24 protein-coding genes and 1 other RNA gene are annotated in these 25,442 nt (G+C 66.3%); 14 read left to right on the forward strand and 11 right to left on the reverse strand.

Annotation, left to right across the window (positions count from 1 at the left end):
* The first annotated feature begins 195 nt into the window (after positions 1-195).
* Positions 196-972 carry a sulfite exporter TauE/SafE family protein gene (locus LC062_RS07700; protein WP_224910458.1) on the forward strand — a complete coding sequence of 259 codons (777 nt, stop codon included), beginning with the start codon at positions 196-198 and terminating at the stop codon, positions 970-972.
* A gap of 2 nt (positions 973-974) precedes the next feature.
* On the opposite strand, the gene LC062_RS07705 is transcribed toward LC062_RS07700, so the two are convergent.
* From LC062_RS07705 to LC062_RS07735, 7 genes are all read right to left on the reverse strand, one after another.
* Positions 975-2,324 carry a globin-coupled sensor protein gene (locus LC062_RS07705; RefSeq protein WP_224910459.1) on the reverse strand — a complete coding sequence of 450 codons (1,350 nt, stop codon included), beginning with the start codon at positions 2,322-2,324 and terminating at the stop codon, positions 975-977.
* A gap of 288 nt (positions 2,325-2,612) precedes the next feature.
* Positions 2,613-3,362, reverse strand: a complete 750-nt coding sequence (locus LC062_RS07710; protein ID WP_224910460.1) for a YebC/PmpR family DNA-binding transcriptional regulator — start codon at positions 3,360-3,362, stop codon at positions 2,613-2,615.
* 140 nt (positions 3,363-3,502) lie between these two features.
* The gene (locus LC062_RS07715) at positions 3,503-4,330 is read right to left on the reverse strand and encodes a TIGR00282 family metallophosphoesterase (RefSeq protein WP_224910461.1); all 828 of its coding nucleotides are present in this window, start codon (positions 4,328-4,330) and stop codon (positions 3,503-3,505) included.
* Positions 4,331-4,346: 16 nt separating this feature from the next.
* The gene (locus LC062_RS07720; RefSeq protein ID WP_224910462.1) at positions 4,347-4,979 is read right to left on the reverse strand and encodes a 5-formyltetrahydrofolate cyclo-ligase; all 633 of its coding nucleotides are present in this window, start codon (positions 4,977-4,979) and stop codon (positions 4,347-4,349) included.
* A gap of 149 nt (positions 4,980-5,128) precedes the next feature.
* Positions 5,129-5,284: non-coding RNA, 6S RNA (gene ssrS / locus LC062_RS07725), on the reverse strand.
* Positions 5,285-5,437: 153 nt separating this feature from the next.
* Positions 5,438-5,815, reverse strand: coding sequence for a cell division protein ZapA (locus LC062_RS07730; RefSeq protein WP_224910463.1), 378 nt, complete (start codon positions 5,813-5,815; stop codon positions 5,438-5,440).
* An 8-nt stretch (positions 5,816-5,823) separates the two neighbouring features.
* The gene (locus tag LC062_RS07735; RefSeq protein WP_224910589.1) at positions 5,824-6,135 is read right to left on the reverse strand and encodes a DUF4164 domain-containing protein; all 312 of its coding nucleotides are present in this window, start codon (positions 6,133-6,135) and stop codon (positions 5,824-5,826) included.
* A gap of 510 nt (positions 6,136-6,645) precedes the next feature.
* On the opposite strand from LC062_RS07735, the gene tkt reads away from it, so the two are divergent.
* From tkt to LC062_RS07785, 10 genes are all read left to right on the forward strand, one after another.
* On the forward strand, positions 6,646-8,634 hold the full coding sequence (gene tkt / locus LC062_RS07740) for a transketolase (RefSeq protein WP_224910464.1): 1,989 nt from the start codon (positions 6,646-6,648) through the stop codon (positions 8,632-8,634).
* A 113-nt stretch (positions 8,635-8,747) separates the two neighbouring features.
* Positions 8,748-9,755 carry a type I glyceraldehyde-3-phosphate dehydrogenase gene (gene gap, locus LC062_RS07745; RefSeq protein WP_224910465.1) on the forward strand — a complete coding sequence of 336 codons (1,008 nt, stop codon included), beginning with the start codon at positions 8,748-8,750 and terminating at the stop codon, positions 9,753-9,755.
* Positions 9,756-9,889: 134 nt separating this feature from the next.
* Entirely contained in the window at positions 9,890-11,083 is a 1,194-nt protein-coding gene (locus LC062_RS07750) for a phosphoglycerate kinase (RefSeq protein WP_224910466.1), read from the forward strand.
* Between the two features lie 163 nt (positions 11,084-11,246).
* A complete protein-coding gene (locus tag LC062_RS07755) occupies positions 11,247-12,278 on the forward strand; it encodes a class I fructose-bisphosphate aldolase (RefSeq protein ID WP_224910467.1) in 1,032 nt (343 codons plus the stop codon).
* Between the two features lie 356 nt (positions 12,279-12,634).
* Complete coding sequence (locus tag LC062_RS07760; RefSeq protein ID WP_224910468.1) at positions 12,635-13,279, forward strand: thiamine phosphate synthase; 645 nt, start codon at positions 12,635-12,637, stop codon at positions 13,277-13,279.
* Positions 13,276-14,484, forward strand: a complete 1,209-nt coding sequence (locus LC062_RS07765) for a tetratricopeptide repeat protein (RefSeq protein WP_224910469.1) — start codon at positions 13,276-13,278, stop codon at positions 14,482-14,484. The genes LC062_RS07760 and LC062_RS07765 overlap by 4 nt, the downstream gene beginning before the upstream one ends.
* Positions 14,485-14,717: 233 nt before the next feature.
* Entirely contained in the window at positions 14,718-15,281 is a 564-nt protein-coding gene (efp, locus tag LC062_RS07770; protein WP_181760506.1) for an elongation factor P, read from the forward strand.
* 117 nt (positions 15,282-15,398) lie between these two features.
* Positions 15,399-16,193, forward strand: coding sequence for an inositol monophosphatase family protein (locus LC062_RS07775; RefSeq protein WP_224910470.1), 795 nt, complete (start codon positions 15,399-15,401; stop codon positions 16,191-16,193).
* Between the two features lie 89 nt (positions 16,194-16,282).
* Positions 16,283-17,290: a flagellar motor protein MotA gene (locus LC062_RS07780; RefSeq protein WP_224910471.1), complete on the forward strand. Its 1,008-nt coding sequence runs from the start codon at positions 16,283-16,285 to the stop codon at positions 17,288-17,290.
* Between the two features lie 40 nt (positions 17,291-17,330).
* On the forward strand, positions 17,331-18,362 hold the full coding sequence (locus LC062_RS07785) for a peptidoglycan -binding protein (protein ID WP_224910472.1): 1,032 nt from the start codon (positions 17,331-17,333) through the stop codon (positions 18,360-18,362).
* A gap of 88 nt (positions 18,363-18,450) precedes the next feature.
* Here the strand turns inward: LC062_RS07785 and LC062_RS07790 are convergent, their stop codons facing one another.
* Complete coding sequence (locus LC062_RS07790; protein ID WP_224910473.1) at positions 18,451-19,179, reverse strand: DUF1013 domain-containing protein; 729 nt, start codon at positions 19,177-19,179, stop codon at positions 18,451-18,453.
* 223 nt (positions 19,180-19,402) lie between these two features.
* A complete protein-coding gene (locus LC062_RS07795; RefSeq protein ID WP_224910474.1) occupies positions 19,403-20,410 on the reverse strand; it encodes an NAD(P)H-quinone oxidoreductase in 1,008 nt (335 codons plus the stop codon).
* A gap of 140 nt (positions 20,411-20,550) precedes the next feature.
* Here LC062_RS07795 and LC062_RS07800 point away from each other — a divergent pair, with 140 nt between their 5' ends.
* Both LC062_RS07800 and rcdA read left to right on the forward strand, forming a co-directional pair.
* Positions 20,551-20,757 (forward strand): DUF1192 domain-containing protein, encoded by a 207-nt coding sequence (locus tag LC062_RS07800; RefSeq protein ID WP_224910475.1) that lies wholly within the window; start codon positions 20,551-20,553, stop codon positions 20,755-20,757.
* Positions 20,758-21,173: 416 nt separating this feature from the next.
* Positions 21,174-21,716 carry a protease adaptor protein RcdA gene (gene rcdA / locus LC062_RS07805; protein WP_224910476.1) on the forward strand — a complete coding sequence of 181 codons (543 nt, stop codon included), beginning with the start codon at positions 21,174-21,176 and terminating at the stop codon, positions 21,714-21,716.
* A 113-nt stretch (positions 21,717-21,829) separates the two neighbouring features.
* On the opposite strand, the gene rpmE is transcribed toward rcdA, so the two are convergent.
* The gene (gene rpmE, locus LC062_RS07810) at positions 21,830-22,054 is read right to left on the reverse strand and encodes a 50S ribosomal protein L31 (protein WP_181760514.1); all 225 of its coding nucleotides are present in this window, start codon (positions 22,052-22,054) and stop codon (positions 21,830-21,832) included.
* A 458-nt stretch (positions 22,055-22,512) separates the two neighbouring features.
* Here rpmE and LC062_RS07815 point away from each other — a divergent pair, with 458 nt between their 5' ends.
* Positions 22,513-24,372, forward strand: a complete 1,860-nt coding sequence (locus LC062_RS07815) for an ABC transporter transmembrane domain-containing protein (RefSeq protein ID WP_224910477.1) — start codon at positions 22,513-22,515, stop codon at positions 24,370-24,372.
* Between the two features lie 126 nt (positions 24,373-24,498).
* Here the strand turns inward: LC062_RS07815 and LC062_RS07820 are convergent, their stop codons facing one another.
* Positions 24,499-25,290 carry an SDR family NAD(P)-dependent oxidoreductase gene (locus tag LC062_RS07820; protein WP_224910478.1) on the reverse strand — a complete coding sequence of 264 codons (792 nt, stop codon included), beginning with the start codon at positions 25,288-25,290 and terminating at the stop codon, positions 24,499-24,501.
* Between the last annotated feature and the right edge of the window lie 152 nt (positions 25,291-25,442).

A 25,442-nucleotide genomic window follows, 5' to 3' on the forward strand; every position in this document is an offset into this window, starting at 1 on the left:
TTCCGGCCCTTCCGCCGGGGTTTCCCACCCTGCGCGCCTGGGGTCAGCCCCTTGGGCACGGCTTCGCGCCCGCGCCGGCGAAGGCGCCAGGGCAGGCATCCCCTTGCCATTCCCGCGCCGATGCGGCAGTTGTAGCCGGATCCGGCCCGGTGTCCCGAGCGGCCGATGCCTTCGCCCTCTCGCCCCGGACCCGCCATGCAGGATCTTGCCGCCAGTCTCCTCCAGCACCTTCCGCAAGCGCCGGATCTGTGGCTGCTGGCGGCCGCCATCGTCATCGCCGCCATGGTGCGGGGCTTTGCCGGGTTCGGCGCGGCAATGATCTTCATGCCGGTCGCCTCGACGGTGATCGAGCCCGCCGCTGCCGCCGCCGGCTTCCTGATCCTCGACTGGCTTGTCACGGTGCCGATGGTGCTGGGCGCGCTCAAGCGTTGCGACTGGCCGACGGTCGCCCCGGTCAGCCTCGCCGCCATGCTGACCGTGCCGGTCGGGGCCGCCATGCTGGCCCATGCCGACGTGCTGGCGCTGCGCTGGTCCCTGTCGGTGATCGTGCTTGGCGCGGTCAGCCTGTTGATGCTGGGCTGGCGCTATCACGGCGTGCCCGGCCGGGCCACCTCGCTCGGCGTCGGCGCGGTTGCCGGCGTGCTCTCCGGTGTCGCCCAGGTCTCCGGTCCGCCGGTGGTGGTGTTCTGGGCCGCCGGCCCGCAGCCGGCCGCCATCATCCGCGCCAACCTGATCGCCTTCTTCGCCATTGTCAGCCTTGCCGCCTTCACCGCCTTCGTGGCGAACGGCTTCTACACCCTGCAGGTGCTGGCGCTGGTGGCGGTCGCCGCACCGCTTTACGGCCTTGGCATCTTCCTCGGCGCGCGGATGTTCGGCGCCGCCCATCAGAACGCCTACCGGCCGGTTGCCTATGGCATCATCCTGATGTCGGCGCTGACCAGCCTGCCCGCTCTCGACGGCTGGCTCCGCTAGGGTCAGGCCGCCCGCACCGTCTCAATCAGCTCGCCCATACGCTGGCGCAAACGGGCCACCTGATCTCCCAGCGCGCCGGCCTCGCTGCGCACCCGGCCGGAGACGTCACTGGTCTGTTCGGCGGCACGGGAGATCCCGGCAACGCTGTCCGACACGCGCCCGGTGCCCGTCGCCGCCTCGACGATATTGCGGGAAATCTCGCCGGTGGCCGCTCCCTGCTGTTCCACCGCCGCCGCAATCGTCGCCGAAATCTCGCTCATGTTCTGAATGGTCGCGGACACGCCCTCGATCGCCTCGGCAGACTCGCTGGTGGCCTGTTGAATGTCGGAAATCTGCGTGGAAATCTCCGCCGTCGCCCGGGCGGTCTGCTCCGCGAGCCCCTTCACCTCCGCCGCGACCACGGCAAAGCCACGGCCCGCATCCCCGGCCCGCGCCGCCTCGATGGTTGCATTCAGCGCCAGGAGGTTGGTCTGCTCGGCGATATCGCTGATCAAGCGGACGATATCGCCGATCTTCTGCGAGGCCACCGTCAGGGAGCGGATCTTGTCGTTCGACCGGGCCGCATCGCTGACCGCGCGACCGGAAATCCGCGTCGCGTCGCTGACCTGGCGGGCAATTTCATGAATACTGGCGGAAAGCTCCTCGGCGGCGGAAGCCACCGCCTGCACATTGCCCGCCGCCTCGGCGGCCGCGGTTGAGACCTCCCCGACCCGCCCGAGGGTGGTGCTCGACACCTCGCCGAGATCGCCGGAGGCCGCCCCCAGTTGTTCGACCGAGGCGACACAGGCCGCAACGATGGTGCCGACCGCACCCTCGAACTGCTCCGCGAGCCCGTCCAGCGTCTCCCGCCGATCCCGCCGCCCCGCGTCGATATAGACGGAAATCGCGAGATCCATGTCCAGCAGCGCCGCCGCCAGGATCGCCCTATTGAGTGCAGCAGCCTTCTCCGAGGACCGGCGCCAGACGCCCCCACCGGAAAACCGCTGCAGGATTGCCGCCTGCAGCCCGGCCACCAGATAGTTGTAGCCGCCGATATACCAGCGCGGTTCCAGACCGAGACGATTGTGCGTCTCGCCGACCCGCGTCACCGAGGTCACGTAATCCGCATCGAACCGCCCGTCGGTGATCAGGTCCCAGTGCCGGATCTGCATCGCCTTGGCATGATCCATATGCGCCCTGTTCCGGAAAAAGGCGTCCGTTTCCGGAAAGGCACTCACATGATCATAGAAACTGTCGAGAACCCCGGGCAGCGCCCGCATGATCAGAGGCTTGATGCTCCGCAACTGTAGCGCCGCGTCCTCTGAAAGACCGAAAAACGCACGTCGGGACGCGATGGCGTCATCTGCGGTCATTGCTTTCCCTCCCAACACCCCACAGGTTGCAAGAAGAAATCGCATGAATACTTTTAATATAAAATTAGTCCAGAACTTTAACAAATAACGGCATTAGATATAATGCAGATATATCTTTTACGTCAAAGCGGACAACCGACAGTCCACTCAAAACGACATCGCCCCAAGCGACTCCCGGTATCCATTACAGGCCCCCGAACGCACATGTGCCGCGCAGGTGCGCGGCACATGAAGTGATCTGCCCAGGGCAATCCGAAGCGCTCAAGAGCTTTCGCAGCGGAAACGCACTCAGGCCGCCGTCAGGCTCGCCAGGGTTTCCTCGTCGATGTCGAAGTTGGCATAGACGTTCTGCACATCGTCATCGTCTTCGAGCATCCCCACCAGCTTCAGCATGGTCTGGGCCTTGTCCGCGTCGATCGGGGTCAGGGTCTGCGGCCGCCAGATCGTCTTCACGGTCTCCGCCTCGCCCAGCGCCGCTTCCAGCGCCTTCGACACGTCGCCGAGATCCTCGAAGGTGCAGGTAACCACATGGCTGGTTTCATCGGACTGCACGTCCTCGGCGCCGGCCTCGATCGCCGCTTCCAGCACGTCATCGGCGCTGCCGACCGCCGCCGGATAGACGATCTCGCCGACCCGGTCGAACATGAAGGCGACCGATCCGGTCTCGCCCATCGACCCGCCGCACTTGCTGAAGTAGGAGCGCACGTTGGAGGCGGAACGGTTGCGGTTGTCGGTCAGAAGCTCGACGATCACGGCAACGCCCGCCGGGCCGTAGCCCTCGTAGCGCAGCTCTTCGTAGTTGTCGCCCTCGCCCGCCTGGGACTTGTTGATCGCCCGCTGGATGTTGTCCTTGGGCATGGACTGGGCCTTGGCGTTCTGCACGGCAAGACGCAGGCGCGGGTTGGAGTTGATATCCGGTCCGCCCATCTTGGCGGCGACGGTGATTTCCTTGGACAGCTTGGAAAAGATCTTCGAGCGGACCGCGTCCTGCCGCCCCTTGCGGTGCATGATGTTCTTGAATTGGGAATGTCCGGCCATCGTCCTACCTGCCTCGTCGGGTCGGGGCGGCGGCATCGCGCGTCACGCACCGTCCCGCTTCGTTTCCATGAAGATGATCGGCGCCTTATAGGCCCCGCGCACGCGAAAATCCAGCGCGGAGCCGTTGCCAACCGCTGCGCTTACCCCTGCGTCCAGGAGGGCGGCAGCGTCTGGCTGAGCTGCCCGCCGATCCGCAGCGGCGCGATGTCGAGCGCCAGTCCGGTGGCATCGTCGATCTCCACGGCCACGCCGCAGACCGTCGCCGTTCCCTTGGCCGGGGTGAAGCGGCCGGAAGGAATCTTGCGCAGGAAGCGCGACACCGGCTCGTCCTTTTCCATGCCCAGCACGGAATCGTAATCGCCGCACATGCCGGCGTCGCTCATATAGGCGGTACCACCGGGCAGGATCTGATGATCGGCGGTCGGCACATGGGTATGGGTGCCCACCACCAGCGACGCCCGTCCATCGGCGAAATGGGCCATCGCCTGTTTCTCGCTGGTGGCCTCTGCGTGCATGTCGATGACGATGGCATCGGCCACCCGCCCGAGCGGACTGCTCTCCAGCACCATGTCGACGGCGGTGAACGGGTCGTCGAGACTGTCCATGAACACCCGGCCCATGGCGTTCATCACCAAGACCTGGGCGCCGTTGCGCGCGGTGAACAGATTGGCGCCGCGCCCCGGCGCGCCGGACGGGAAATTCACCGGCCGCAACAGCCGCTCCTGGCGCTCGATATAGACCAGCGTGTCGCGCTGGTCCCAGACGTGATTGCCGGTGGTGACCACATCGGCGCCGGCGTCGAGCACATCCTGCAGGATCTCCTCGGTGATGCCGAAGCCGGCGGCAGCGTTCTCGCCATTGACGATCACGAAATCGAGCCGGTGCTTCTCGACCAGCGAAGGCAGGATCTCGATGGCCGCCTGTCGGCCGGTACGCCCGACCAGATCGCCAAGAAACAACAGTCGCATGACGCAAAATTCTCCTCTAGGCGGCAACGCCGCAGGTGATCAGGCCGGCTTCGGTCAGCACCCGTTCCAGTCGGCGGTCATGCCCTTCCTCGGGCACGGCGCTGGCCTGCTGAACCGAAAAGGCAAGACCGACCGTCTCCGGCGCCGTGCCGCGTCGGTCGGTGATACGCGCAATCGCCCGATCGTAAAAGCCCCGTCCGTACCCGATCCGCGCGCCGCGCCGGTCAAAGGCGGCCAGTGGCACCAGCAGACAGTCGGGAACCACCTCCTCCGCCTCGGCGGCCGGTTCCACCGTCCCGAACCCACCCCGCACCAGCGGGGTGTCCCGGGTCAGCCGGCGAAACACCAGATCCTCGCCCACCATCGCCGGCAGACACAACGGATGACCGCGCACCCTCAGCGCATCCATCAGCGGACGCGGGTCGATCTCATCGCGGATGGGCCAGAAACCGGAAACAACGGCACCGCCGGGAAACGCCAGCGCCGCCGCGTGGTCGGCCAGCGCCAGACTGCCTTCGATCCGCGCACTGGCGGCAAGCGCCGCCCGGCGGGCCAGCGCGCCAGACCGGCAGGCGGCCTTGAGCTGGCGCATTTCGTCCGGATCGAGAGCATCGGAAGGCGCCGGGAAGGGCTTGTCAGGCTGCGTCATGGCATCTCGGGAAGCGGCGAAGAACAAGGTGGGGGCCGGCCATGGTGCGCGGCGCGAGCCCAAAGCGCAAGCGCCGCAATGGCGGCGTTCGGCATCAGCCTTTCGCGCGAGGTGACGCCCGCTGGGGGAGCCGAGAGCCGGGCGATACGGACGTGGCCGCCTCGGCCGTTGGAGTTTGCAATCCCGGGAAACCTACAATGTAGGTGGGCGCCGTGTGCCCGAGCCCTCGGGCAAGGGCAGGAACAGCTCCCTAGGGATGCGTAAGGCCCCGGGGATATGTCTCCTGACGAACCGCGCAGCCACGCCGTCCCCGATATAGGCGCGCGGGAGAGAAAAAGACAACAGCAATAGCGCGTCCCCCACGCATGGCGGCTGTGCAAAACCGCGCGGTGACGGGAAAGATCAACGAACTTCAGTAGTTACGATAATACCGTTTGGGGGCTCTTGTCGGCACGCCGTCAGTCGTCCTCGGTGCGGCCCGACCGGCCGAGCCCGTCGGCCAGCGCCTCGATCCGTTCGGCGGCCGCTGTCACCCGTTCGGCGACCAGCGTTTCGGTCTGCTCCACCCGGTTCAGCGCGGCGCTGCGTGCGTCGCGCAGGCTGGCGATTTCCTCTTCCAGCGCCTTGATGCGCCGTTCGCGCTCGGTCAGTTCATCGGTCACCATGATGCCGGCCATCACGGTCAGCCGCAGATCGCCGATCTCGCCGAAACTGCCGCGCAGGCTGTCGATGCAGCCGTCGAAACGCTTGGCCAGCGCGGTGAGCCGGTCTTCCTCGCCATCGTCGCAGGCCATGCGGAAGCTGCGGCCATTGATGGTCACGATGATCTGCGCCATGTCGCCCCTCAGCCGCCGTGCGTTTCCAGAACGGACCGGATCGATTCCATCGCCGATACCAGGCGGCGCGACACCTCGCGGTTGGCGTCTTCCAGCCGCGCCACCCGCGCCTCCGCCGTGTCGAGGGTCGCCGCCAGTTGCGACCGGTCCTCGCCCAGCCGCTGCAACTCGTCCTGCAGACCGTCGACCGACGCATCGGCCTCCAGCCGCCGCTGGGCCGTCGCCTCCAGCCGGCCGATCGCCTGCGACAGCCGCGCCAGTGCGGTCTCCAGCGGAGAATTCGCCGGGTCCACAGAGGTATGAGATGCGCCGTCCACCATGTTCTGCAAGTGCTGCCGGGTCCCCGCCGGATTGAAGTTGAACTCGTTCAGGCCGCCGCGCCCGGGCCCGCCAGCCCGCGCCGCCAGGGTGGCACGTCTCCCTCTCGATAAGGGAGGCATGCACCTTTCGTGCAAGGCTCGAATCCGGCCGCCCGGGCCAAACCGGAGCCCGGCCCAAGACTTCGCTATAGCATCACATGGCAGCGGAAGCGAGATGGCCGGCCGTCAACGATCCACATCCGCCAGGTCGCGGCCCGTCCACCCGCGCAAAAAGCCCCGCAACCGTATCCCGCACCGCAACCGGCTTTGTTGACTCGCGCAAGGTTCCTGATATTTGTCGGTCCGCCTCGCCGGGCGGTCGGATTTGCAAGCAGACATGGCGCCGGCATTCACCTTGAGCCGCGCCTGCGCGTGATCACAACGACCGGACCGGGGAGATAGACCGAGCCGGAAACCGAGCCCTGACAGCGTCGCCAGCCGGCGGCCTCAAGAGGGACAAACGGGAATCAGATGAGCGATCTCGAAAAGCACCACCGCATGGCCAATGCGATCCGTTTCCTTGCCGCCGACGCCGTCGAAGCGGCCAAGTCCGGTCATCCCGGCCTGCCGATGGGCGCCGCGGACATCGCGACGGTCCTGTTTACCCAGTTCATGCAGTACGATCCGACCCGGCCGGACTGGCCCGACCGGGACCGTTTCGTGCTCTCCGCCGGCCATGGCTCCATGCTGCTTTATGCCGTGCACTACCTGCTCGGCTCCGAGGACTTCACCCTCGACCAGCTCAAGAATTTCCGCCAGCTCGGCGCGCTGACCGCCGGCCATCCGGAATACGGCCACGGCGCCGGCATCGAAACCACCACCGGCCCGCTCGGCCAGGGCCTGGCCAACGCGGTCGGCATGGCGATGGCGGAGCGGCACCTGCGCGAGACCTTCGGCGCGGAGCTTGCCGATCACCACACCTATGCGCTGGTCGGCGACGGCTGCCTGATGGAAGGCATCAGCCAGGAAGCCCTGTCTCTCGCCGGTCACCTGAAGCTGTCGCGCCTGATCGTCATCTGGGACGACAACGGCATCTCCATCGACGGCAAGGTGTCGATCACCGATTCGACCAACCAGATCGCCCGGTTCGAGGCCAGCGGCTGGGAAACCGTCTCCATCGACGGCCATGACCCGGTCGCCATCGCCAACGCCCTGCGCGCCGCCCGCGAAAGCGATCGCCCGACCCTGATCGCCGCCAAGACCACCATCGGCTTCGGCGCGCCGAACAAGGCCGGCTCGGAAAAGGTGCATGGCGCCCCGCTCGGCGCCGAGGAACTGGCGGCGACCCGCAAGGCGCTTGGCTGGAACCACGAGCCGTTCGACGTGCCCGCCGAGGTGCTGGACAACTGGCGCATCGCCGGCCTGCGCTCCGGCCAGGAACGCAAGGAGTGGGAGAAGCGGCTGGCGGCCACGGACGCGGAAACCCGCGGCGAGTTCGAGCGGCGCATTCGCGGCGACCTGCCCTCCGGCTTTGCTGACGCGGTGCAGGCGCTGAAGAAGCAGATCGCCGCCGACAAGCCGGTGATGGCCACCCGCAAGGCCTCCGAATACGTCCTCGGCATGATCAACGAGGCGGTGCCGGAGACCATCGGCGGCTCCGCCGACCTCACCGGTTCGAACAACACCCGCACCAAGCAGACCACCGCCATCACGCCGGAGGATTTCACCGGCCGCTATGTCCATTGGGGCATTCGCGAGCATGGCATGGCCTCGGCCATGAACGGCATGGCGCTGCATGGCGGCGTGATTCCCTACTCCGGCACCTTCCTGGTGTTCTCCGACTATGCCCGTCCGGCCATGCGCCTTTCGGCCCTGATGCGCCAACGCGTCATCCATGTGATGACCCATGACAGCATCGGCCTGGGCGAGGATGGCCCGACCCACCAGCCGGTCGAGCATTACGCCGCCCTGCGGGCGATCCCGAACCTTGCCTTCTTCCGTCCGGCCGATGTCACCGAAACGCTGGAGTGCTGGCAGCTGGCGCTGGAAAGCAGCGAGACGCCGAGCGTTCTGGCGCTGACCCGGCAGAACCTCGCCCCCGTGCGCGAGACCTACGAGGAAGACAACGCCTGTGCACGCGGCGCCTATGTGCTGGCCGACAGCGAGAACGAGCCGGACGTGACCATCTTCGCCTCCGGCTCCGAGGTCGCCATCGCCCTTGAGGCCCGCGACGTTCTGGAAGGCGACGGCATCGCCACCCGGGTCGTCTCCGTGCCCTGCATGGAGCGCTTCGAGCAGCAGTCCGCCGATTATCAGGCTGAGATCATCGGCACCGGCACCGTCAAGGTTGCGGTCGAGGCCGGAATTCGCATGGGCTGGGATCGCTTTATCGGAAATGATGGTATCTTCATCGGCATGCACAGCTTTGGCGCGAGTGCGCCCTTCGAGGCGCTCTACGAGCACTTCGGCATTACCAGCAAGGCGGTGGTGACCGCCGCGAAGGAGCGTCTGGGACGCTGATTTCAACGGACCGGCCCGCATTGCCCTGGCGGCGGGCCGGGATTTTTCCAGTCGACCCGTGCCCAGCGGGATCGGACATGAAGGCGCAAGGCGCCGCATTCGGGGAGTGACACATGACCGTGAAAGTTGCCATCAACGGTTTTGGACGCATTGGCCGCAACGTTCTGCGCGCAATCGCGGAATCCGGACGGACCGATATTCAGGTGGTCGCGATCAACGACCTCGGCCCGGTCGAGACCAATGCCCATCTGCTGCGCTATGATTCCGTGCATGGCCGGTTCCCCGGCACCGTGACGGTCGACGGCGACACCATCGACGTCGGCACCGGTCCGATCAAGGTCACCGCCATCCGCGATCCCAAGGAACTGCCCTGGGGCGAGCTGGGCGTCGACGTGGCGATGGAATGCACCGGCATCTTCGCCGACCGCGAGAAGGCCTCCGCCCATCTGGCCAACGGCTCGAAGCGCGTTCTGGTCTCCGCCCCGGCCGGCGGCGCGGACAAGACCATCGTCTTTGGTGTCAACCATGACAGCCTGACCAGCGCCGACACGGTCGTCTCCAACGCCTCCTGCACCACCAACTGCCTGGCACCGGTGGCCTATGTGCTGAACGAGGCGATCGGCATCGAAACCGGCTTCATGACGACGATCCACTCGTACACTGGCGACCAGCCGACGCTGGACACCATGCATAAGGATCTCTACCGCGCCCGCGCGGCGGCCCTGTCGATGATCCCGACCTCGACCGGCGCAGCCAAGGCCGTGGGCCTGGTGCTGCCGGAGCTCAACGGCAAGCTGGATGGCGTTTCCATCCGCGTTCCCACGCCGAATGTCTCCGTGGTCGACCTGACCTTCGTTGCCAAGCGGGCGACCAGCGTGGAAGAAGTCAACGAGGCGATCCGCAGCGCCGCCAACGGCAAGCTGAAGGGCATCCTCGGCTTCACCGACGACAAGCTGGTCTCCTGCGACTTCAACCACGACAGCCATTCGTCCGTGTTCCACATGGACCAGACCAAGGTCATGGACGGCACCATGGTGCGTATCCTCACCTGGTACGACAACGAATGGGGCTTCTCCAACCGCATGTCCGACACGGCGGTCGCTCTGGCGAAGCACATCTGACGCGCAAGCGCGGCGCCGGGCGGGGCACGAGGCCCTTCCCGGCGCCGCATTGCCCCCCGGCCGGAAACCCGCTTTCCGGCTTGGCCGCGCCCTCCCGGACGCGGCCCTTTCCAGATCATGGTCGAGGACCCTAGATGAGCGATTTCCGAACCCTTGACGATGCCGATCTTGCCGGCAAGCGCGTGCTGGTGCGCGTCGATCTCAACGTGCCGATGGATGGCAACCGGGTGACGGATACGACCCGCATCGACCGGGTGCTGCCGACCCTCAAGGAGATCTCCGAGAAAGGCGGGCGAGTGATCCTGCTGGCCCATTTCGGCCGTCCCAAGGGCGCGGTCATGCCGGACATGAGCCTTGCCCCGGTCGCCGCGGCGCTGACCGAGCGGCTGGGCAAGCCGGTCGCTTTCGCCGCCGACTGCATTGGCGAGGTGGCGCGCACGGTGGTCGACGCGCTGCATGACGGCGAGATCGCTCTTCTGGAGAACACCCGGTTCCACGCCGGCGAGGAAAAGAACGACGCCGGCTTCGCCGATGCGCTCGCCGAGCTGGGCGACGTCTATGTCAACGACGCCTTTTCCGCCGCCCACCGCGCCCATGCCTCGACCGAAGGGCTCGCCCATCGCCTGCCGGCCTATGCCGGCCGCACCATGCAGGCAGAGCTGGAAGCCCTCGGCAAGGCCCTGACCGCGCCGACCCGGCCGGTGCTTGCCGTGGTCGGTGGCGCCAAGGTCTCCTCCAAGATCGAGCTTCTGAACAACCTCGTCGGCAAGGTCGACATGCTGGTGATCGGTGGCGGCATGGCCAACACCTTCCTCGCCGCCAAGGGCATCGACGTCGGCAAGTCCCTGTGCGAACACGATCTGGCCGAGACCGCCCGGACCATCATGGCCACGGCCGAAGCCGCCGGTTGCGAAATCGTGCTCCCGCTCGATGCGGTGGTCGCGCAGGAGTTCAAGGCCGGTGCCAGCAACGAGACCGTTGCCATCGACGCCGTGCCGGCCTTGGGAATGATCCTCGACCTCGGTCCTGCCTCGGTTGAACTGATCAAGACCAAGATCGACGCCGCCGCCACCCTGGTGTGGAACGGCCCGCTCGGCGCCTTCGAGATCGCCCCCTTCGATGTGGCGACGGTCACGGCGGCGCAATATGCGGCGGCCCGCACCGAGAACGGCCCGCTGATCTCCGTTGCCGGTGGCGGCGACACGGTGGCCGCGCTCAACCATGCCGGCGTCGGTGGTGCCTTCTCCTATGTCTCCACTGCCGGCGGCGCCTTCCTGGAATGGATGGAAGGCAAGGTGTTGCCGGGCGTGGCGGCACTGAGCAACTAGCTTCGGGAGCGATCCCGACCTCTCGCACCGCCCCGAAAACGGGGTGGGCGACCCAGAGTTTTGAACCCCGGGGGGCGGGCCCATGCTTTCGGGCATCCGGGCCTTGCTCCTGACCAGCCGCCGGACTTGCGCGGCGCTGCGATGACAGGAAAGAAGAGATCCGATGAGTGAGCGTCTCGAAGATATCGCCGAAGCCATGGTGGCCACGGGCCAGGGCATTCTTGCGGCCGACGAAAGCACCGGCACCATCAAGAAGCGGTTCGACCAGATCGACACCGAGAACACCGAGGACAACCGTCGCGACTATCGCGAGATGCTGTTCCGCAGCACCGAGGCGATGAACGACTACATCTCCGGCGTGATCCTGTTCGACGAGACCATCCGTCAGAAGGCCGCCGACGGCACCCCGCTGGTGGAGCTGATCCGCAAGGCCGGCGCCGTGCCGGGCATCAAGGTCGACAAGGGCGCCAAGCCGCTCGCCGGCTTCCCGGGCGAGAGCGTGACCGAAGGCCTCGACGGCCTGCGCGAGCGTCTGGCCGAGTATTACGAGCTGGGCGCGCGCTTCGCCAAGTGGCGGGCGGTGATCGACATCTCCGAGGACGACGGTCTGCCGTCGAGCACCTGCATCCAGTCCAATGCCCATGCGCTGGCCCGCTATGCCGCGCTCTGCCAGGAAGCGGGCATCGTGCCGATCGTCGAGCCGGAAATCCTGATGGACGGCCCGACCGCCGCCCATGACATCGAGACCTGCTACGAAGTCACCGAGTGGACGCTGAACACGGTGTTCTCCGAGCTGTTCCAGATGGATGTCATGCTGGAAGGCATCGTCCTGAAGCCGAACATGATCGTCCCGGGCAAGAACGCGCCGATCCAGGCTGCCCCCGAAGAGGTCGCGGAGCTGACCCTGCGCTGCCTCAAGGCAACCGTTCCGGCAGCCGTTCCGGGCATCGCCTTCCTGTCGGGCGGGCAGTCGGACGAACAGGCGACCGAGCATCTGCACCTGATGAACGCCGCCGGCGCGCTGCCGTGGAAGCTGACCTTCTCCTATGGCCGCGCCCTGCAGCAGGCCGCGCTCAAGGCCTGGGGCGGCAAGCAGGAGAACGTGGCCGCCGCGCAGGCCGCCTTCCTGCACCGCGCCAAGATGAACGGTCTGGCCGCCAAGGGCGAATGGCAGAAGGCGCTGGAAAGCGCCTGACCCGACCCGCACCGGCCCCATCCGGTGCCTCGCGCGAACCAAGAGGGGCCTTTCGGCCCCTCTAGACTGCTGACAAATGGCAAAGGCGCCTCTCGCGTCATCCCGGGCAAGCGTCAGCGTGACCCGGGATCGGGGAGCCTCCAAATAGCGGTTCTGATAGGCTGGAACCGAAACGCTGTGGCTCGCCGATCCCGGATCTCCGCTTCGCTGCGTCCGGGCTGACGCCCCTAAAAGGGGCTTTGTCATCTCTCTCGAGGGGCCCCTGGCCCCTCTTTTGCCGTGATCACGGGATCATTCTGGTGAAAAGGGCCCAGCCGCCAGCCACCTTGACGATCCGAACCTGAAGGGCCACCGCCTTGACCCCGCGTCTCTACCTCGTCACTCCCGCCGATCTGGACATCGACAGCTTCGCGGACCGGCTTGCCGAAGCGCTCTCGGGCGGCGATGTGGCCTGCCTGCTCGTCACCGATGAGGGCCGGGGCGAGGCCGCCAGCCAGAAACTGGTCGAACGCCTCGTGCCGATCGCCCAGGCCGCCGGAACCGCCGTTCTGCTGCAGAACGACACCCGCACCGCCGGCCGCTGCCGTGCCGATGGCGTGCATGTCGACAGCGGTACGGAGGACCTGGCGCGGGCGCTGGAAACCTTCCGCCCCGATGGCATCGTCGGCGTCGGCGATCTGCGCACCCGGCACGATGCCATGAGCGTCGCCGAACTCGGCGTCGACTACGTCTTCTTCGGCCTGCTCGACCAGCCGGAAGAGGCGGAGGCCCATGCCAAGACGCTGAAATTCGCCGCCTGGTGGGCGGACGTGTTCGAGACCCCTTGCGTCGCTCTTGCCGGCACCAGCATGGACAGCGTCGAGGCCTGCGCCGCCACCGGCGCCGATTTCATTGCCCTGCGCGGCGCGGTCTGGAATCATCCGGAAGGGCCGGCGGCGGCCGTGAACGCGGCCAATGCGATTCTCGCCCGCCATTCCCTTTCGGTCGCGGAGGATGGATGAGCGTCCCGACAGCCAGTTCCCGGTTTCTCGCGGCAGCCCTTGCCACCGCCACATTGGTCGGCGCGGCAGCGCTCGCCCGCGCCGAGGAGACGCCTGCCTCCCCCGCCACGTCCGAGACGCCCCCCGCCCCGGCGACACCCTCCGCATCTGACAGCTCCGCCCCGCAGGAGGGCGCTCCGGCCATCGCCATTCCGGATGTTCCCGCAGCAGCCACGGCAACGCCCATGCGGCGCCGGGACAGTACCCTGGCCGCGCCCACGCCGGCGGAGGCCGCAACGCCGGTCCTGACACCGCCGGTCAGCCAGAAGCCGCCTCTGCCGCTTGCCGTCGAGGGCGAGAACGCCGATTACGCCTATGGCGCCTTTCAGCGCGGCTGGTACCTGACGGCGCTGGCCCTCGCGACACCGCGTGCCGAACAGGGCGATTCCGCCGCCCAGACCCTGCTCGGCGTGCTTTATGAGACCGGCCACGGCCTGCCGCGCGATGCCCGCAAGGCCGCGAGCTGGTACGACCTTGCCGTTTCCTCCGGCAACAAGCAGGCGGCGGGGCGCCTCGGCCTTCTCTATCTCAATGGCATCGGCGTGCCCGAGGACCGGAAAAAGGCCGGCGATCTGTTCGAAATCGCCGCCGAGGCAGATATCGCCGCCGCGATCTACAATCTTGCCGGCCTTTACCAGACCGGCGAAGGCCGCCCTTTCGACCCGGAAAAGGCCCGCGACCTTCTGGAAAGGGCCGCGGATCTCGGCGACATCGACGCCCGCTTCCAGCTTGCCCAATTCTATCTCGACGGCCCCGCCGATCTTCGCGACGAACGCCGGGCCGCATTCTGGATGGGCCGAGCCGCCCGCCAGGGCCATGTCGGCGCCCAGGTGCGCTACGCGATCCTGCGCTTCAACGGTCGTGGCGTCGATCCCGATGAGCAGGAAGCGGCCAGTTGGTTCGAACAGGCCGCGAAATCCGGCAACCCGGTGGCCATGAACCGGCTGGCCCGGGTCTACGCCTATGGACGGGGCCGACCGCGCGATATCGAGAAGGCCGCCGGCTGGCATCTGGCGGCGCGCGCCTCGGGCATTTCCGATCTGGAACTCGACGGCATCCTGTCCGGTCTCGAACCGGCACAACGGACCAAGGCGGAAGACTTCGCCAAGGCCTATGCGCCAGCGCTACCGGAAGCGGCCGAGGATCCGAGCGAAACGACACCCTAGGGTGCGCCCCTTGCGACCTTTTTGCTTGATTGGCGCGGGGAAGTGTGGTGGACAAACCGCGCACCGGCGGCGCGCCGCGCACCGGCCCGGACCATCGCCCATGCCGTTTCGCGCTGACGCTGAGCCCCGGGCGGGCAGGACCATGACGATCCCCCGCGCCCATCACAGATCATGGCCCGCTCCTGCGCCAGTTGACGCAACCGGGCGGACAGACCGAAAAACGAGACCGACCCATGAAGATCAACGGCAACGAAATCAAGCCCGGCAACGTATTGCAGCACCAGGACACCCTTTGGGCGGTGGTCAAGGTCGAGCACGTCAAGCCGGGCAAGGGCGGCGCCTTCGCCCAGGTGGAGATGAAGAACCTGCTCGATGGCCGCAAGCTCAACGAGCGCTTCCGCTCCGCCGACAAGGTCGAGCGCGTGCGGCTGGAGCAGAAGGACTTCCAGTACCTCTATCCCCAGGACGACATGCTCGTCTTCATGGACACCGAAAGCTACGAGCAGATCGAGCTGCAGGCCGAGTTCGTCGGCGAGCGCGCCGCCTTCCTTCAGGACGGCATGATGGTGACGCTGGAGATGCATGAGGAACGGCCGATCGGCATCACCCTGCCCCAGTTCGTCACGCTGGAAATCACCGAGGCGGATGCGGTGGTCAAGGGCCAGACCCAGTCCTCCTCCTACAAGCCGGCAATGCTGGAAAACGGCGTCCGCGTCATGGTGCCGCCGTTCATCACCGCCGGCGAGCGCATCGTCGTCGACACCAGCCTCGTCGAGTACGTCCGCCGCGCCGACTGACACTTCCCATTTCCGGGACTTTCCCGGACACCTCCTCCGGGACCAACATCTCCGGGCCGCCCGCCTTGCCACAGCCGGTGAGACGCGGGCCGGTCCGGCCAACGCTCAGGAGCCGTCATGGCCCGTTCCGCCATTCTCAACGTCATGGTCCAGGCTGCCATCAAGGCCGGACGCAGCCTCGCCCGCGATTTCGGCGAGGTCGAAAACCTTCAGGTCTCGCGCAAGGGGCCGAGCGATTTCGTCTCCGCCGCCGATCACAATGCAGAAAAGATCGTGCGCACCGAGTTGCAGAAGGCCCGTCCTGGCTACGGCCTGCTGATGGAGGAATCGGGCACCATCGAAGGTGACGATCCGCAGCACCGCTGGATTGTCGACCCGCTCGACGGCACCACCAACTTCCTGCACGGCATTCCGATCTTCAACGTGTCGATCGCGCTGGAGCGCGAGGGCACCATCGTCGCCGGCGTGATCTACAATCCGGCCATGGACGAGCTCTACACCGCCGAACGCGGCCAGGGTGCGTTCCTCAACGACCGCCGCCTGCGCGTCGCCGCGCGCAAGTCGCTGCCCGATTGCGTCATCGGCACAGGCATTCCCTTCCTCGGCGTTGGCGATCATGCCCGCTCCCTGAAGGAAATCCGCCATGTGATGGGCGAGGTTGCCGGTCTGCGCCGCTGCGGCGCCGCTGCACTCGATCTCGCCTGGACCGCAGCCGGGCGTTTCGACGGCTACTGGGAGCATGGCCTGTCCCCCTGGGACATGGCGGCAGGGCTCTTGATGGTGCGTGAAGCCGGCGGCTACGTCAGCGATATCGACGGCGGCAACAACATGTTCGAGAGCCGCTCGATCGTCGCCGGCAACGAGCATGTACACGGACAATTGCGCAAGCTCCTGGCCAACGCGCGCGGCTGAGGACGGCCGCGGACGGAATTACGGCTTTTCACGCGGCGGACATTCACGCTATCAAAGGCTCGTCTTCAACGGGGAGTCGAGAAGCGGACATGGCGCGAGCGTATGATCCTTACAGCCTGTCCAGCCCCTGGGTCTATCTGATCCGGATGATGATCTTTCTGGCGGTGGTGGCGTTTGTCGCGCTGATTCTCTACCGCCAGATCGCCACCGCCTTCATGAGCAACCCCGGCCTCAACGGCCTTATCATCGCCACCGGCGTGATCGGCATTCTGCTGGCGATCCGCCAGGTGATCCGGTTGATGCCGGAGGTCGGCTGGGTCAATGGCTACCGGCTGGGCGACCCCGGGCTGGAGGTCCGCCGTCCGCCGGTGCTGCTCGCGCCGATGGCCACGCTTCTCGGCAATCGCGGCGGCGAGATGAGCCTGTCGCCGGTCACCATGCGCTCGATCCTCGATTCGATCGGCATGCGCCTCGATGAAGCGCGCGAGATGGCGCGCTATCTCACCGGCCTGCTGGTGTTCCTCGGCCTGCTCGGCACCTTCTGGGGCCTGCTTCAGACCGTCGGTTCGGTCAATCTGACCATCCAGAGCCTCGACGTCGGCTCCGGCGACGCCAATGTGATCTTCGAAGATCTGAAGGCCGGCCTGGAAGCTCCGCTGTCCGGCATGGGCACGGCCTTTTCCTCCTCCCTGTTCGGTCTGACCGGATCGCTGGTGCTCGGGTTCCTCGACCTGCAGGCGGGACAGGCCCAGAACCGCTTCTACAACGAGCTGGAAGATTGGCTCTCCACCCTGACTGACATCGAACCGGAAGAGTTCGGCGGCGGCGGGTATGGCGGCGTTTCCGAACTTCGGCTGGCCATCGACGATCTGCGCAAAAGCGTTGCCGATACCGGCGGTGGCGGCGCCGGGCGCAATGCCGCGCTGGCGATGGCCAATCTCGCCGAGGGCATTCAGGGCCTGGTGCAGCATGTGCGCAGCGAACAGCAGATGATGCGGGACTGGGCCGACGATCAGTCGGAACAGCAAAAGCGCATCGAGAAGCTGCTCGCCTCCATGTCCACCGCCTTCGACCGGATCCGGGACGAAACCCGATGAGCCGTCGCCCCGCCCCCACCCGCAGGAAGGCGATCTAGCCATGGCAGGAACGCGGCTGCGCCGGCGGGATGCCCGCACCGACTACTGGCCCGGCTTCGTCGACGCGATGGCCGCGCTGCTGCTGGTCATCATCTTCCTGCTGACGATTTTCGTCCTGGCTCAGTTCTTTCTCGGCCAGCAGTTGTCGGGGCGCGACACGGTCCTCAATCGCCTCAACGCCCAGATCAGCGAGTTGACCGAGTTGCTGGCGCTGGAGCGGGCCGGGAGCCGCGATCTTGAGGACACCATCGCCACGCTGACCGCCAATCTCGGCAATGCGGAGGCCGAACGCGAGCGGCTTGCGGGCCTGCTCGCCGCCTCCTCGTCCAGGGCCAGCGAAACCGGCGGCGCGCTGGCCGCGCTTGAAAGCAGCCTCGATGACGAACGGCGCATCTCCCAACGCGCCTTGTCGCAAGTCGAATTGCTGAACCAGCAGATCGCCGCCCTGCGCCGGCAGATCGGCGCTCTGGAAGACGCGCTCGACGCCTCGGAGAACCGGGACCGGGAAAGCCAGGCGAAGATCGCCGATCTCGGGCGACGGCTCAATGTTGCCCTTGCCCAGCGGGTGCAGGAGCTGTCCCGCTACCGCTCCGACTTCTTCGGCCGGCTGCGCGAGATCCTCTCCCAGCGCTCCGATATCCGCGTCGTCGGCGACCGGTTCGTGTTTCAGTCCGAGGTGCTGTTTTCTTCCGGCGCGGACACCATCAATCCGGAAGGCGAGGCGGAACTGGACAAGCTCGCCGAGGCGATCAAGGAACTGGCGGTGCAGATCCCGGCCGAAATCAACTGGGTGCTCAGGGTCGACGGCCACACCGATGCCCGGCCGCTTTCCGGGACCGGCCGTTTTCGCAACAACTGGGAGCTGTCCGCCGCCCGCGCCATTTCCGTGGTGCGCTACCTGATCAGCCAGGGCGTCGATCCGGAACGGCTGGTGGCCGCCGGCTTCGGCGAATACCAGCCGCTGGAGCCCGGCGATGACCCGCAGGCGCTGGCCCGCAACCGGCGCATCGAGCTGAAACTCACCGAGCGATAACTCCCGCGCGGCTGCCCATAAAAAAGCCGCCCGGCGCAGGTGCTCCGGGCGGCTGTGTCATTGCGATCAGTGTCGACAAGGGCCGGAATCAATCCTCGTCCTGATCCTTGTCGGCGGAAGCATTCTTCATCGAGTTCAGCTTGGCGAACACCGCGTCGGCGTCGATTTCCTCGTCTTCCGGCTGGCTCGACGGAGCGGGGCGGGCAAAAGCCGCGGCCATCGCGTCTTCCGACGTCGTCTCGTCCACCGGCAGCAGGGTCTCCTCGACCATCTCGCCCTCGGGCCGCGGCGGGGCGTTCTTCGCCGCCTTTTCCACTTCCATGTCGAGTTCGATCTGGCTGCTGAGCCCGAGCGTCACCGGATCCATCGGCGTCAGGTTGGCCGAGTTCCAGTGGGTGCGCTCGCGGATCGCCTCGATCGTCGGCTTGGTCGTGCCGACCAGCCGCATGATCTGCGCGTCCTTCAGTTCCGGGTGGTTGCGCACCAGCCACAGGATCGCGTTCGGCCGGTCCTGCCGGCGCGAGACCGGCGTGTAGCGCGGTCCGCGCCGCTTGGCTTCCGGAACGCGGGTCTTGGCTTCCTGCAGCTTGAGCCGGTAGCCGCTGTCGCGCTGTGCCTTTTCGATTTCCTCGCGGCTGAGCTGTCCGCTCATCACCGGATCAAGGCCTTTGATTCCCTGAGCCGCCTCGCCGTCTGCGATCGCCTTCACCTCGAGCGGGTGAAGTTTGCAGAAATCGGCAATCTGCTCGAAGCTCAGCGCAGTATTGTCCACGAGCCAGACAGCCGTTGCCTTGGGCATCAAGGGAGGGCTTGCCATGTATAAAATCCTCCTGTCTGCTCCGCCGGGATCCACGCCATTCGCGCAGGAGCCAGCCAAGCCGAAGTCTGTCGCATTTAAGGGGAAGTGCCAAGCTTATACGCCCTTCCCGAATTGAAATCAAACACCGATCGCAACGGGCCGCGCCCCAGGGTCACATCCCCTTTCCGCAGGGAAGGATTGGCCATTCCCCTACGGCAGGAAGCGCCAGCCCGCTGGCGGTTCAGGCCTCGGCGACCTCAAGCACGATCTTGCCGATATGGCCGGAGCTTTCCATCCGCCCATGCGCCTTGGCCGCCTCCGCCAGGGGAAAGGTGGAATCCATCACCGGCCGCACCCGGCCCGCCGCGATCAGCGGCCAGACCTTTTGCCCGAGCGCGCGGGCAATCGCCGCCTTGAAGCCCGCATCGCGCGCCCGCAAGGTGGAGCCGGTATGCACCAGCCGCTTCATCATCAGACGGGAGAAATTGACCTGTTCGGCAACGCCGTTCAGCGTGGCGATCTGGCAGATCCGCCCCTCGATCGCCGCCACCTTCCAGTTCCGCTCCACATAGTCGCCGCCGACCATGTCGAGAATGACATGGATGCCGGCGCCCGCCGTCAGGTTCAGGATCTCCGTCACGAAGTCGGTGGTGTTGTAGTTGATCACATGATCGGCACCGAGCGCCCGCGCGGCCTCCGCCTTCTCCGGCGAGCCGACCGTGGTGAACACTTCGGCACCGAAGGCTTTGGCAAGCTGGATCGCCGTCGTGCCGATGCCCGAGGTGCCGCCATGCACCAGAAAGCGCTCACCGGCGACCAGCCGCACCCGGTCGAACACGTTGCTCCAGACCGTGAAGAAGGTCTCGGGCAGAGCCGCCGCCTCGACCATCGACAGACCGGCGGGCACCGGCAGCACCGATCCTTCAGGGGCCGCGCAATACTCCGCGTAGCCGCCACCCGGAACCAGGGCGCAGACCCGGTCGCCGACCGCATGGCGCGACACGCCATGGCCGAGCGCGACGATTTCGCCGGCCACCTCAAGCCCGGGAATATCCGTCACCCCCGGGGGCGGCGGATAGTGGCCCATCCGCTGGATCACATCCGGCCGGTTGACCCCGGCGGCGATGACGCGAATCAGAACCTCGCCTTCGGCAGGCGCCGGCACCGGTCGCTGTTGCGGCGCCAGCACATCCGGTCCCCCGGGTGTCTCGTAGCCAATCGCGGTCATCATGCGCGGTGTGTCGGTCATCGAATTCTCCCAAGGATCAGCCTGACTGCATCTGCCTTCGGTTTAAGCCTTTGTCCCGACGATGACAATTGACCGCACAGGGCCGCAGCTGACATTCTCGGGCGCAAGAGGAGTGACCAAGGAAGGCACTGGAGCGCACCATGGCGGCACAGGACGACGACATCTTCCCGGCAGGCCCGGCAAGCGAGATTCCCCTCGGCGGCGACCTCTCCCGCCTGTCGGAGGATGAGCTGAAGGAGCGGATCCGCGCCCTCACAGGGGAGATCGCCCGGGTCGAAGCGGCGCTGGCATCGCGCGGCGGCGTACGGGCGGCGGCGGATGCGATGTTTCGCAAGAAAGACGACTGAAACTCCACGGAATTTACTGCGGTAACTTCTTGAGACAACAACAGGTGACCCAAAACAGGTCATTCAACTTTTATTAATTTACGCTTTGTTAAGCTTTCTAATTCATAACTGTGGGTATCCAGTCATCTGGATTTCGAGTGGCTCCTGTCCACTCTGTTTGACGCCTCCCTGTTAATGACTTCGAGCCGCGTTCGTCGCGGCTCTTTTTTTGTCCTCCGCTTCGGTGTATTCGGGGAGGAAGACAGAATACCAGGGCGCCCTTTTGGCATGGCGCTTGCGTGGCTGCCGTCGAAGCAATCGCAGACGGCTCAAATCGGGACACTCCAGCCTCGACGGCCCCAAAAGGGCAGCACATCCGAGGCCCCCAGACCCGGTCACCATGCGCCGCAACAACGCCCAGAAGGAGGCAGAGGCCGATGACAACCCCGTTCTCGCCAACACCGAGCAATCGCACCATCGACTTCGCTGGTCGCCTCGCCAATTCGGACATGTTCGACGCGCTGTTTCACGATGGCATGGCCCTGGTGGAGGAAACCGCCGCCTATCTTGATGGCGATGGCCGGGTGGAATCGAAATCCCTGCCCCGCGCCCCGTCGCTGGCCTACGCCACCGAATCCATGCGCCTGACCACCCGGCTGATGCAGATGGCCTCCTGGCTTCTGCTGCAACGCGCGGTCAACGAAGGCGAAATGTCGCCGGAGCAGGCTGGAAACGAGAAGAACAAGGTGCGGCTCGACACCCTGTCTTCCACACGTGACGGCACCGGCTGGGATCAGCTTCCCGAGCGCCTGCGCAACCTCATCGACCGGTCCGTGCGGCTCCAGGAACGGGTGCTTCATCTCGACCGGATGATCCACGAGAGCGACCGCGCCGGCATGCAGATGCCCGCCGGCGGCAACCCGGTCGCCGCGCAGCTCAGCGCCCTCAGCGCCGCTTTCGGCTCAGGCAACCTTTCCTGACCCCTCTCCCGGTCCTGGCGCGGCCATGCCGCGCCAGAGAGCGACAACCAGACACGAAAAAACCCCGGCCGATGCGACCGGGGTTTTTCATTTTGAAACGCTGTGGTCCCGGATCAGTTGCCGAGGAAGCCAGCGTACTTGTTCTTGAAGCGCGAGACGCGGCCGCCACGATCCATCAGCTGACGGTCGCCACCGGTCCAGGCCGGATGGGTCCGCGGATCAATGTCGAGCTGGAGCGAGTCGCCGTCCGCGCCATAGGTGGAGCGGGTGAAGAATTCGCTGCCGTCCGTCATCACCACCTTGATGGTGTGGTAATCGGGATGAATGTCTTTTTTCATCGTCTGTCCCCGTGCCTGCGGCGAACACCGGCCCTGGGGAGGCGCGGCGCTTGTGGTTGCTGTCTTGCGTCTGTCACGGCATCGATGCCGCATATCCCCGAAAAGCACCGAAACGGCGCCGAAAGGTCGAGGATTGCGGTGGATGCACTGTCCGACGGGTCCTGCGCCCAACAGATGCGGGGCACGACCCAAAACCTTCAGGCGCGAGGCTATAGCGGAAATGCACCGGCAAGACAAGAGCCAGCGTGCCTGCGCGGTGCCTTCCCCGGCCAGAAACCGGCAATCACCGTCCGAACGTCGGGGCAACGCGCGCCCCGATTGCCATCGGGGTGCGCCCGATTGTCCCTGCCGCACGATTGGCGCCGGCGCACGGAACCGGGTATGGTCCGGCGAGAAAACGACCCGCGCCGCCCGCCCGGCGCCGATCACCAGGCTGACCAGGAACGGAAAGAGACAGAGTGTCCCGCTACGGTTCAACATCCTCGCCCGAACGCTCGGGAAACCGCGATATCCGCCCGCTCGGGACACTTGTTCCCTATCTTGGCCGCTACAAGGGCCGCGTCCTGCTGGCGCTCTTGGCGCTTGTTGGCGCCGCCGTGACGACCCTGGTCCTGCCGGTGGCCATTCGCCGGATGATCGACTTCGGCTTCGGCGCCGACGATCCGGCCCTGATCAACAGCTACTTCACGGTGCTGATCGTGGTGGTCGCCTGTCTCGCCGGATTCAGTGCCCTGCGTTATTTCCTCGTGACCTCGCTCGGCGAACGGATCGTCGCCGATATCCGCGCCGACGTCTTCGCCCATCTGGTCCATCTCTCTCCGGCCTATTTCGACAGCGCCAAATCCGGCGAAATGGTCTCCCGGCTGACCGCCGATGCGACCCAGGTCAAATCCGCCGTCGGCGCCAGCGCCTCCATCGCCATGCGCAATCTGGTGATGTTCCTCGGCGCCTCCGCCATGATGGTGGTCACCAGCCCGCGCCTGTCGCTGTTCGTGCTCGCCGCGATCCCGGTGATCGTGCTGCCGCTGATCGCCTTCGGCCGCTCCGTGCGCCGCCGGTCGCGCAAGGCACAGGACACGTTGGCCGACGCCTCCGCCTATGCCTCTGAGGCCATCGGCGCGGTGCGGACCCTTCAGGCCTTCACCAACGAGAAGCTCGCCGGCAACCGCTTCGCCGCCTCCGTGGAAGAGGCCTTCCGCGCCGCCAGAACCGCGATTCTCGCCCGGGCGCTGCTGACCGCCTTCGCCATCTTCGTGATCGCCTCCAGCGTCGTCACCGTGCTCTGGGTCGGCGCCAGCGACGTCTTCACCGGACGCATTTCCGCCGGCGAGCTGGGTCAGTTCCTGCTCTATTCGATTTTCGCTGCCGGTGCGCTCGGTGAGCTCAGCCAGGTCTGGGGCGAGATTTCCCTGGCCGCCGGCGCCGCCGAACGGCTGGCCGAACTCTTGCGGATCGAGCCGGAAATCTCCGCCCCGGAAAACCCCGTCGCCCTGCCTGCGCGGATCACCGGCAGCGTCCGCTTCGACAAGGTATCCTTCTCCTACGCCAAGAGCGGCGACGTGCCGGTGGTCAACGGCATCGACCTCGATATCGCGCCGGGAGAGACCGTGGCGGTGGTGGGCCCGTCAGGTGCCGGCAAATCGACCCTGTTCCATCTGCTGATGCGCTTTTACGACCCCAGCAAGGGCGCCATCCTGATCGACGGCATGGACCTCAGGGCCTGCGATCCGCGCGACATTCGCGGTCATATGGCGCTGGTGCCGCAGGACACGGTTGTCTTCGGCACCACCGTTCTGGAAAACATCGCCTTCGGGCGCCCGGATGCCAGTGCCGAGGAGATTCGCCGGGCCGCCGAACTGGCGCTTGCCGACGAATTCATCCGCGCCCTCCCGCAGGGCTATGACACGGAGATCGGCGAGCGCGGCGTCACCCTGTCCGGCGGCCAGCGCCAGCGCATCGCCATTGCCCGGGCGATCCTCAAGGATGCGCCGCTGCTGCTGCTCGACGAGGCCACCAGCGCGCTGGACGCGGAAAGCGAGACCGTGGTGCAGCAGGCGCTGGAACGGCTGATGGAACAGCGCACGACGCTGGTGATCGCCCACCGGCTCGCCACCATCTTGAAATCGGACCGCATCATCGTCATGGACGGCGGCAAGATCGTCGAAACCGGCACCCACAGCGATCTGGTGGCCCGCGGCGGGCTCTATGCCAAACTGGCGAAGCTGCAGTTCGAGACCGGCGCCCAGGCGTTTTCCTCCGCTTCGGAAGCCTCGGCCGCTGCGACCACCCCGCTTGCCGAAAGCGCCGCCGGCGAATAGCCCGCGCCGCCCGGCTGCCAGCGCCAACACCACTTGCACACGAAAAAGGGCCGGGGAATCGCTTCCCCGGCCCTTTTGTTTGTCTGAATGCCGACCGGACACGACGGCCAATCAGGGCAGCGCCCCTCAGTCCTCGTCGGGAACCGGAACCGTGTAGTTGAGCGGCAGACGGCCGCCATCGGCATACAAGGTCTGACCGGTCATGTAGCTGGCATCATCGGAGGCCAGGAATGCCGCGACGCCGGCGATTTCCGACGGTTCGCCCACGCGCCCCATCGGCGTGCGCGACAGCACCCGTGCCTTTGCCGCCGGGTCGGAATTCACCGACGCCAGCATCTCCGTCATGATCGAGCCCGGCCCGATGCCGTTGACGCGAATGCCGTAGGGGGCCAGCGACAGCGCCGCCACCTTGGTGAGCTGGTTCATGCCGCCCTTGGAGATCGAATAGGGCACCTGGTTGGCGATGGCGAACACCGCGTTCACCGACGACATGTTGATGATCGTGCCGGGCGTGCCGCCGTCCTTGACCTTGTCGACCATATGCCGGGCAACCGCCTGGGAGCACAGGAACGCGCCCTTCAGGTTGACGCCCAGCACCCGGTCGAAATCCGCCTCTTCCAGATCGAGGAAATCCGCGCCGACGACGATGCCGGCGTTGTTGACCAGGATGTCGATATCGCCGAACGCATCGAGTGTCGCGGCGACGAGATTGCGCACGTCGAGCTTCTCGGCGACATTGCAATGCACATAGCGCACCTCGCCCAGCGCACCGAGTTCGGCTTCCGCCGCAGCGCCGCGCGCATCATCAAGGTCGGCAATGACGACCTTCGCCCCGTCCTGCACGAAACGCTTGGCAATGGCGAATCCGATGCCACCGGCCGCGCCGGTGACGATGGCTACCTTGTTTTCCAGAGACACGGAACCCTCGCTTGTGTCGTGGCCTCGGGCCAAGGCCCCCGCATCCCGAAAACCGGGATCAGGCACCTGTGGGCCAACTCCTAATCAGATCGGAAGCACGCGGCGGCGTTTGAAATATCCCGCCTTGCGCCCCCATCGACGAACGATCATGG

Origin of the sequence: Stappia indica (assembly GCF_020177335.1) — a bacterium.
In the GTDB taxonomy this organism is placed as follows: domain Bacteria; phylum Pseudomonadota; class Alphaproteobacteria; order Rhizobiales; family Stappiaceae; genus Stappia; species Stappia indica_B.